The organism is Streptomyces aureus, from assembly GCF_001418135.1.
Classification (GTDB): Bacteria; Actinomycetota; Actinomycetes; order Streptomycetales; family Streptomycetaceae; genus Streptomyces; species Streptomyces aureus_A.
The window spans coordinates 1-8,665 of sequence record NZ_LIPQ01000098.1 but is presented as its reverse complement, the minus strand read 5'-3'; the positions used below and the strand labels follow the sequence as shown (position 1 = coordinate 8,665).

Genomic DNA, 8,665 nt, shown 5'->3' with positions numbered 1-8,665 from the left:
GAGCCGTTTTGGCCCTGTGGGACATCGTCCGCCTCCTTCCTTCCGGCCGTCGGCCGCGCATCGTCCGGAGCTCTGTCGAGCCCTCGATTCATCACTCACGGTAACCGGCAGGCTGCGTTCCGGACAGTCCTCGGAGGGGTGACGGAGATATTCACAGGGCATGGGATATCCCCAGTTTTTCGGCAAGATCCCCAGGATTTCCGGTTCGGCCCCACGGTGATTCCTGTCGCGAAGTTCGCGAACGGCAGGAATCACGAGAGGGGTGTGTGCCATGGAGGCATCCAGGACTTCCGGGGTCAGGGGTACGACGTGGACGTCGCCGCCGAGCGGGGCGGATCGGACCCCGCTGCCGAGTGGTCCGGACGGGCCCGGCGCCCAGGAGCAGCGCCGCACGGGGCCGTTGATCGTCACCGAGGACCTCGGGCTGCTCGACGACCTTCTGCGGCTGTGCGCCGCGGCCGGGGTCGAACCGGAGGTGCACCACCGGGTGCCGGAGCGGCGGGCGAGCTGGACCGACCCACCGCTCGTCCTGGTCGGCGACGACGCCGCGGCGCGATGCCGGGGAGCAGCGCGCCGCCCGGGGACCGTCCTCGTCGGGCGCGACCGGGACGATTCGGGGGTGTGGCGGCTCGCCGTCGAGATCGGGGCCGAGTGCGTCCTGCGGCTGCCGGACGCAGAGGGCCTCCTCGTCGACCGCATCGCCGACGCCGCCGAAGGCGTGGGCCGGCAGGCGACGACCGTCGGGGTCGTCGGCGGCCGAGGCGGCGCGGGTGCCTCCACCCTGGCCTGTGGGCTCGCGCTGGCCGCCGCGCGAGCCGGGCGGCGCACCCTGCTCGTCGACGGCGACCCGCTGGGCGGGGGACTCGACGTGTTGCTCGGCGGCGAGCGCGAGGAGGGCAGACGATGGCCCGACTTCGCGGCCTCGAAGGGCCGGCTCGCCGGCGGCGCCCTGGAGGAGTCCCTGCCGTCCGTGCGGGGCGTCCGGGTGCTCAGCTGGGGCAGGGAGCCCGCGGCTTCGCTGCCGGCCGAGGCCGTGCGGTCCGTGCTCGCGGCGGCCCGCCGCCGGGGCGGGGTCGTCGTGGTCGACCTGCCGCGCGCGGCCGACCCGGCGGCCGTCGAGGCCCTGGCCCAGCTCGACCTCGGACTGCTCGTCGTGCCGGGCGAGTTGAGGGCCGTCGCGGCCGCCCACCGGGTGGCTTCGTCCCTCTCCGCGGGCGTGCGCGACCTGCGGGCCGTGGTCCGCGGACCGTACGCGACAGGACTCGACGAGCGATGGGTCGCCGACGCGCTGCGGCTGCCGCTCGCCGGTGAACTCCCTTACGACCCGGGGATCGTGGCCGACCAGGACGCGGGCGTCCCGCCGGGCGCCGAGCCGCGTGGCCCCCTCGGCCGGTTCTGCGACGCCTTCTGGGCGCGCGCCCTCGCCCCTGGCGGTGCGGCGTGACCGCGGGCGGCGGCGCGGGGCTGCTCGACGCGGTGCGGCAGCGGCTCGCGGCGAGCGGGTCCGAGCCCACCCCGGCTCGGGTCGCGGCGGCGCTCAGGGCGCAGGGGCGGCTGCTCGGTGACGCGGAAGTGCTGGGTGTGGCGGAGGAGTTGAGGTGTGAGCTGATCGGCACCGGACCGCTCGAACCGCTGCTCGCCGACCCGGCCGTCACCGACGTCCTGGTCTCGGCACCCGACCGGGTGTGGGTGGACCGGGGAGCCGGCCTGGAGCGGGCCCCGGTGTCCTTCGCCGACGCCGCCGCCGTGCGCAGGCTGGCACAGCGGCTCGCGGCGGTGGCCGGACGCAGGCTCGACGACGCCAGGCCCTGGGTGGACGCGCGACTGCCCGACGGCACCCGGATGCACGCGGTGCTGCCACCGGTGGCGGTCGGCTCGACCTGTCTGTCGCTCCGGGTGGTCCGCCCGCGCGCCTTCACCCTGGAGGAGCTGGCGGCGGCGGGCACGGTGCCGCCGGGCGGCGCCCCCATCCTGCGCGCACTCATCGACGCCCGGGTGTCGTACCTGGTCAGCGGTGGCACGGGGACGGGGAAGACCACGCTGCTCGCCTCCCTGCTCGGCCTGGTGGGGGAGCGGGAGCGGATCGTCCTCGCCGAGGACTCCGCGGAGCTGCGGCCCGACCATCCGCACGTGGTGCGTCTGGAGGCCAGGCCCGCGAACCAGGAGGGCGCCGGACTCGTGACCCTGCGGGATCTGGTCCGGCAGGCGCTGCGGATGCGGCCGGACCGGCTGGTGGTCGGCGAGGTCCGGGGCGGTGAGGCGGTCGATCTGCTCGCCGCCCTCAACACCGGCCATGAAGGCGGCTCGGGCACGCTCCACGCCAACACCGCGGCGGACGTGCCGGCGCGCCTCGAAGCCCTGGGGACGGCGGCCGGGCTCGACCGGGCCGCCCTGCACAGCCAGTTGTGGGCCGGTCTGTCGGTCGTGCTCCATCTGGCGCGGGACCGGGACGGGCGGCGGCGGATCGCCGAGGCGCACGTCCTGGAGCGGGACCGGGACGGCCTGGTGCGGACGGTTCCCGCGCTGCGGTGGGGTGCTGCCGGATTCGTGCGGGAGCGGGGCTGGGAGCGGCTGAGGTCGCTGATCGGAGGAGGACCGTGAGCACGGCGGGGTTGTCCGTACGGGACGTGGTCCAGGCGGCGTTGGTCGCCTGCGCGGTCGTGGTGTTGTGGGAGGTGGTCGAGCGGAGGCGCGTCACGGGCCGGGCGCGGCTGGTGCTCGCCGGTGGGGTCGCCGGGCTCTCCGGGAATCTCGGTGGCCCTGGGGTGTGGCCGGCGGTGGCCGCGCGCTGGTGGGCCGTGCTGCGGGGGCGGCGGGCCTGGCTGTGTCTGCCGGTGGCGGGAGTCGTCGCGGTGCTCGGTGAGTCGCCGCTGCCGCTGCTGGCGGGGGCGGTCGCGGTGCCGGTCCTCGGGGGGCGGCTGCGGGAGGCCGGGCGCCGGAGGGAACGCGAGGCGCGCGCCGAGCGCGTGGTGGCCCTGTGCGGGGCCGTCGTGGGGGAGCTGAGGGCCGGCTGGCAGCCTGCGCAGGCCCTGTCCTTCGCGGCCCGTGAGACGGGCGCTCTCGGCGACGAGGAGGCGGCGGTGCTCGCGGCGGCCCGCTTCGGCGGGGACGTGCCGGAGGCCCTGCGGAGAGCGGCCGGGCAGGACGGCGCCGACGGACTCGCGGGCATGGCGGCGTGCTGGCAGGTGGCCGTGGACGGCGGCGCGGGCCTGGCCGCCGGGCTCGACCGGCTCGAGGCGGCTCTGCGGGACCACCGCGAGCAGCGGGAGCGGTTGCGCGCCGAACTCGCCGGGGCCTGGGCGACGGTGGCCGTCCTCGCGGTGCTGCCGCTCGCCGGTGTCGCCCTCGGCGCGGCTCTGGGCGCGGACCCGCTGCGGGTGCTGCTGCACACACCGGCGGGCCTGGCCTGCCTCGCCGTGGGCGGGGCTCTGGAGGCGGCCGGGCTGTGGTGGGCCGCGCGGATCGTCCGAGGAGGGGAGCGGGCGTGAGGGGGGCCGTGCAGGCGACCGCGGTGGCGGCCGTGGCGATCGTCTGGTGCGAGCAGGGGGTGCGGGAGCTGGTGTGCGGGCGGAGGGCGCGCGCGATGCGGCGGAGGCTGCGAGAACTGCTGCCGGCCCCGGCCCCGGCTCCGCGACCGCGGAGCGTTCGGTCCGGGCTGCCGCGGCGGGTGGGGCACTGGGTGGCACCCCTCGGGGCGGCCGGGCTCGGCTGGGTGCTGTTCGGGGTGTTCGGCGGTCTGGCGGCCGCCGTCCTGGTGGCCGCGGCCGTCAGACGCGGAGCGGCGAGCGGGTCCACCGCACCGGCGGACGCGGACGACGACGCGGTGCGGCATCTTCCGCTGGCCGCCGATCTGCTGGCGGCCTGTGCCTCGGCCGGAGCCGGGCCCGGGGAGGCGGCGGAGGCCGTCGGGCGGTCCCTCGGCGGCCCCCTGGGCGAGCGACTGACCCGCACGGCCGCCGAACTGCGGCTCGGGGGCGAGCCGGCCGAGGTGTGGCGGAGGTTCGGCGCGATACCCGGCGCCTCTGGCCTCGCGCGCTGCATGGAACGGGCCGGCTCCTCGGGGGCACCCGCGGCGGAGGCCGTCGCGCGTCACGCGGCCGCGTTGCGGTCGGCCCGTGCCCGGACGGCGGCGGCCCGGGCCCGCCGGGCGCAGGTGCTGATCAGCGGGCCCGTGGGGCTCTGCTTCCTGCCGGCCTTCCTGGCGGTGGGAGTGGCCCCGGTGGTGATCGGCCTGGCGACGGGACTTCTGGACGGATGAACGGCATGACACGACGAGAACGACGGACCGAGGAGGTCGGCATGGGAGTCAAGGTGGCGTTGGGCGTTTGGTGGCGGGCACGGCGACAGGCGGCGTGCCGGGACGCGGGGATGACCACGTCCGAATACGCGGTGGGGACGATCGCGGCGGCGGGGTTCGCCGCGGTCCTGTACAAGATCGTGACCAGTGGGGCGGTCTCGGGAGCGCTGGAGTCGGTGATCGGGAAGGCTCTCGATGCGCCGTTCTGACCGGGGCTTCGTGACCGTGGAGGCGGCGTTGGTGCTGCCTGTCCTCGCCGTCTTCACGGTCACCCTGCTCTGGGCGCTCGCGGCGGCCGCCGCCCAGATCCGCTGCGTGGACGCGGCGCGGGCCGGGGCACGGGTCGCGGCCCGCGCCGAGCCCATGGCCTCGGCCGAGTCGGCCGCGCGGGCCGCCGCGCCCGAGGGCGCCCGGGTCGCGGTGACGCGGTCGGGGGAGCTGTGGCGGGTGACGGTGGAGGCCGTGGCGCCGGGTCCCCGGGGCCTGGGGCTGACCCTGCGGGCGGAGGCCGCGGCGCTCGCGGAGGACACGACGATCGGCGGCCCGGCACCGGGCGCCCCGGAGAACGGCGGCCCGCCGTGACGGCCGACACGCGCGGCCGGGACCGGGGTGCGGCGACCGTGTGGGTGGCGTTCGCGGCCTGCGCGCTGTGCGTGGTGTTCGGGGCGGTGCTCGCGCTCGGGCAGGCGGTGGCGGCCAGGCACCGGGCCGGCGGGGCGGCCGACCTGGCGGCGCTCGCCGCCGCGGACCGGGCGCTGTGGGGCGAGGCCGAGGCCTGTGCCGCCGCCTCCCGGGTGGCCGCCGCGCAGGGCGCCGAGCTGGTGGGCTGCGCGGTGCGGGGCGAGCTCGCGGAGGTGACCGCCCGGGTCGTGCGCGGTCCCTACCGGCCGGCAATCAGGTCCCGGGCGGGACCTCCGGCACCTCCGCCGACGGCGTCCCGGGGGCCTCGGGTGCCGCAGGGGTCTTCGGGGGCTCCGGGGCCTCCCGGAGGATTTCCGTGAGGAGGCGGACCGCGCCGCGCTTGTGGAGGGGGTCGTTGCCGTTGCCGCACTTCGGGGACTGGATGCAGGACGGACAGCCCGCCTCGCACTCGCAGGAGGCGATGGCCTCCCGGGTGGCCGTCAGCCAGGCACGGGCGGTGTGGAAGGCGCGCTCGGCGAAGCCCGCGCCGCCCGGGTGGCCGTCGTACACGAAGACGGTGGGCAGCAGGGTGTCCGGGTGGAGCGGTACGGAGACTCCGCCGATGTCCCAGCGGTCGCAGGTGGCGAAGAGCGGCAGCATGCCGATGGAGGCGTGCTCGGCGGCGTGCAGGGCGCCCCCGAGGATCTCCGGGGTGATCCGGGCGGCGTCCAGCTGGTCCTCCGTGACCGTCCACCACACGGCCCGGGTGCGCAGGGTGCGGGGCGGCAGGTCGAGCTTGGTCTCGCCGAGCACCTCGCCCGTGATCAGGCGGCGTCGCAGGAAGGAGACGACCTGGTTGGTGACCTCGACGGAGCCGTAGCAGAGGCGGCCGGCGCCCCAGGGGATCTCGGTCTCGGTGTCGAGGACGGCGATGGAGGTGGTGTCGCGGGCGGTGGTGGAGTACGGCGGGACGGCCTCCTCCACGAGCGCCACGGAGTCCTTGAGGTCGAGCTCCCGCACCAGGTAGGTGCGGCCCTGGTGGAGGTGGACGGCACCTTCGTGGACGGCCGTGTGGGAGGCGGCCTCGTCGACGGTGCCGAGCAGTCGGCCGGTGCCGGCCTCCACGATCCGGACGGGGCTGCCGCCGCCGCCCCGGATGTCCGTGAGGTCGGCGGCCCGCTCGCGGCGGGTCCAGTACCAGCCGGAGGAGCGGCGGCGCAGCAGGCCGGCGCCCTCCAGCTGGGGCAGCAGGCCGGGGACGGCCGGGCCGAAGAGGGCCAGGTCCGCTTCGGTCAGCGGGAGCTCCGCGGCGGCGGCGCACAGATGGGGGGCGAGGACGTACGGGTTGTCCGGGTCGAGGACGGTCGACTCGACCGGCTGGTCGAAGATCGCCTCCGGATGGTGCACCAGGAAGGTGTCCAGCGGGTCGTCGCGGGCGATCAGGATCGCCAGGGCGCCCTCACCCGAACGGCCGGCGCGGCCGGCCTGCTGCCACAGGGAGGCCCGGGTGCCCGGGTATCCGGCGATCAGGACCGCGTCCAGGCCCGAGACGTCCACGCCCAGCTCCAGGGCGGTCGTGGCGGCCAGGCCGAGGAGCTCGCCGGAGTGCAGGGCCCGCTCCAGGGCCCGGCGCTCCTCGGGGAGGTAGCCGCCGCGGTAGGCGGCGACCCGGCGGGCGAGCGCGCGGTCGGTCTCGGCGAGGCGTTCCTGGGCGATCACCGAGATCAGTTCGGCGCCGCGCCGGGAGCGTACGAAGGCGACCGAGCGGACGCCCTGGCGGGTCAGGTCGGTCAGCAGGTCCGCGGTCTCCGCGGTGGCGGTGCGGCGCACGGGCGCTCCGCGCTCGCCGTGCAGCTCGGTCAGCGGCGGCTCCCACAGGGCGAAGACCAGCTCGCCGCGCGGGGAGGCGTCGTCGGAGACCTCGGTGACCGGCAGGCCGGTGAGGCGGCCGGCGGCGAGGGCGGGTTCGGCGGAGGTGGCGGAGGCGAGGAGGAAGACCGGCTCGGAGCCGTACCGGGCGCAGATCCGGCGCAGTCGCCGCAGCACCTGGGCGACGTGGGAGCCGAAGACGCCGCGGTAGGTGTGGCACTCGTCGATCACGACGTAGCGCAGGGAGCGCAGGAAGGAGGCCCACCTGGGGTGGGAGGGGAGTATGCCCCGGTGCAGCATGTCGGGGTTGGTCAGCACGTGGTTCGCGTACTGGCGGACCCACTCGCGTTCCTCGACGGGCGTGTCGCCGTCGTAGACGGCGGGGCGGATCCGGTTGCCGAGCGGGGCGGCCAGTTCCCGGACGACGCGCCGCTGGTCGGCGGCGAGCGCCTTGGTGGGCGAGAGGTACAGGGCGGTGGTCCCGCGACCGTTGGGGGCCTCGGAGCCGTCCAGGAGGGTGCTCAGGACCGGCGCGAGGTAGGCGAGCGACTTGCCCGAGGCGGTGCCGGTGGCGATCACCACGTTCTCGCCGTCCAGGGCGTGCTCGGCGGCCTCGGCCTGGTGTGCCCAGGGGTGCTCGATCCCGGCCGCCTCGATGGCCGCGATCACTTCCGGACGGATGCGGTGCGGCCAGACTGCATGACGACCCTCCCGGGCGGGCATGTGCTCCGTATGAGTGATGCGCGCGGTCCGGCTCTCGCCCGAGGAGAGCCGGTCGAGGACCATGGCGGGGGAGGGGCGGCTGCCCGTGTCTCCGGCCGGTCGTCGGGGGCGCTGATTCTTGGCCATCGGCACCGAGTGTGTCACTGCCATGACGGACAATGCTTCCAAGGCGTCGTGCATGGCTGCTGGTAAGTGATTGAATGCCATCGCGGCTGGCGATCAGTTCCCTGACTCCGCCCGGGAGACCCAGTGGGGACGATCGTTCGATAGCAAGGTGCTGGAGGATCCGTGGACCTGTCCCTGTCGACTCGCAATGTGTCCGGCGCTGGTGGTGACCGTACGGTCGTCGAGGTCGGTGGCGAGATTGATGTGTATACCGCGCCCAAGCTGCGCGAGCAGTTGGTCGAGTTGGTGAACGACGGCAGCTACCACCTGGTTGTCGACATGGAGGGCGTGGACTTCCTCGACTCCACCGGCCTCGGTGTGCTCGTCGGCGGCCTGAAGCGCGTTCGTGCCCACGAGGGCTCGCTGCGTCTGGTCTGCAACCAGGAGCGCATTCTGAAGATTTTCCGGATCACGGGTCTCACCAAGGTGTTCCCGATCCACACCTCGGTCGACGAGGCCGTCAACGCCGTCGACTGAGCCCAGGGGGTTCCTATGGCCACCGTTGAACTCCGCTTCAGCGCTCAGCCCGAGCACGTCCGTACGGCCCGCCTGGTGGCGGCCGCGGTCGCGCGCCGGGCCGGGGTGGACGAGGCGGTCCTCGACGAGGTGCGGCTCGCCGTCGGCGAGGCGTGTTCGCGTGCCGTCGGGCTGCACCGCAGCAACGACGTGACGACGCCCATCAGGGTCGTGCTGACCGAGGAGGAGAAGACGTTCTCCATCGAGGTCGGCGACGAGGTCCCGGGTGCGGGGGTCGCGGCGGCCGATGCCGCCGGTGTCCCCGGCGCGCGGGCCGCGGCCCCGGCCGAGGAGTTCGACGACGCCGACGGTGAGGACGAGATGGGGCTCGCGGTGATCCGCGGGCTCGTCGACGATTTCGAGGTGAGCGCCGGCGAGGACGGCGGCACCATCCGGATGAGCTGGCCGGTGAACTCGGCGGACGTCCTGTCCTGACCCGTACGGAGCCACGTAGCGCAACGAGAAGAGGCCCTG

The 8,665-nt window shown here is 75.6% G+C and carries 10 protein-coding genes; 9 read left to right on the top strand and 1 reads right to left on the bottom strand.

Annotated elements, in window-relative coordinates; translation table 11 throughout:
• Positions 1-271 precede the first annotated feature (271 nt).
• From ssd to AOK00_RS36870, 7 genes are all read left to right on the top strand, one after another.
• Complete coding sequence (gene ssd / locus AOK00_RS10050; RefSeq protein ID WP_254047301.1) at positions 272-1,444, top strand: septum site-determining protein Ssd; 1,173 nt, start codon at positions 272-274, stop codon at positions 1,442-1,444.
• Positions 1,441-2,601 carry a TadA family conjugal transfer-associated ATPase gene (locus AOK00_RS10045; RefSeq protein ID WP_055599953.1) on the top strand — a complete coding sequence of 387 codons (1,161 nt, stop codon included), beginning with the start codon at positions 1,441-1,443 and terminating at the stop codon, positions 2,599-2,601. The genes ssd and AOK00_RS10045 overlap by 4 nt, the downstream gene beginning before the upstream one ends.
• On the top strand, positions 2,598-3,488 hold the full coding sequence (locus tag AOK00_RS10040) for a type II secretion system F family protein (RefSeq protein WP_254047300.1): 891 nt from the start codon (positions 2,598-2,600) through the stop codon (positions 3,486-3,488). Before AOK00_RS10045 ends, AOK00_RS10040 begins: the two co-directional genes overlap by 4 nt.
• A complete protein-coding gene (locus AOK00_RS10035; RefSeq protein ID WP_055599952.1) occupies positions 3,485-4,258 on the top strand; it encodes a type II secretion system F family protein in 774 nt (257 codons plus the stop codon). The genes AOK00_RS10040 and AOK00_RS10035 overlap by 4 nt, the downstream gene beginning before the upstream one ends.
• A 110-nt stretch (positions 4,259-4,368) precedes the next feature.
• The gene (locus AOK00_RS10030) at positions 4,369-4,506 is read left to right on the top strand and encodes a DUF4244 domain-containing protein (RefSeq protein ID WP_233447957.1); all 138 of its coding nucleotides are present in this window, start codon (positions 4,369-4,371) and stop codon (positions 4,504-4,506) included.
• Entirely contained in the window at positions 4,493-4,879 is a 387-nt protein-coding gene (locus AOK00_RS10025; protein ID WP_254047299.1) for a TadE family type IV pilus minor pilin, read from the top strand. The genes AOK00_RS10030 and AOK00_RS10025 overlap by 14 nt, the downstream gene beginning before the upstream one ends.
• On the top strand, positions 4,876-5,298 hold the full coding sequence (locus tag AOK00_RS36870) for an Rv3654c family TadE-like protein (RefSeq protein WP_079041917.1): 423 nt from the start codon (positions 4,876-4,878) through the stop codon (positions 5,296-5,298). The genes AOK00_RS10025 and AOK00_RS36870 overlap by 4 nt, the downstream gene beginning before the upstream one ends.
• On the opposite strand, the gene AOK00_RS10020 is transcribed toward AOK00_RS36870, so the two are convergent.
• Entirely contained in the window at positions 5,192-7,717 is a 2,526-nt protein-coding gene (locus tag AOK00_RS10020; RefSeq protein ID WP_055599950.1) for a DEAD/DEAH box helicase, read from the bottom strand. The genes AOK00_RS36870 and AOK00_RS10020 overlap by 107 nt on opposite strands.
• An 81-nt stretch (positions 7,718-7,798) precedes the next feature.
• Between AOK00_RS10020 and AOK00_RS10015 the strand changes: the two genes are divergently transcribed.
• Positions 7,799-8,152 (top strand): STAS domain-containing protein, encoded by a 354-nt coding sequence (locus tag AOK00_RS10015; RefSeq protein ID WP_015034520.1) that lies wholly within the window; start codon positions 7,799-7,801, stop codon positions 8,150-8,152.
• Positions 8,153-8,167: 15 nt separating this feature from the next.
• Entirely contained in the window at positions 8,168-8,626 is a 459-nt protein-coding gene (locus tag AOK00_RS10010; protein ID WP_055599949.1) for an ATP-binding protein, read from the top strand.
• Positions 8,627-8,665: the final 39 nt, after the last annotated feature.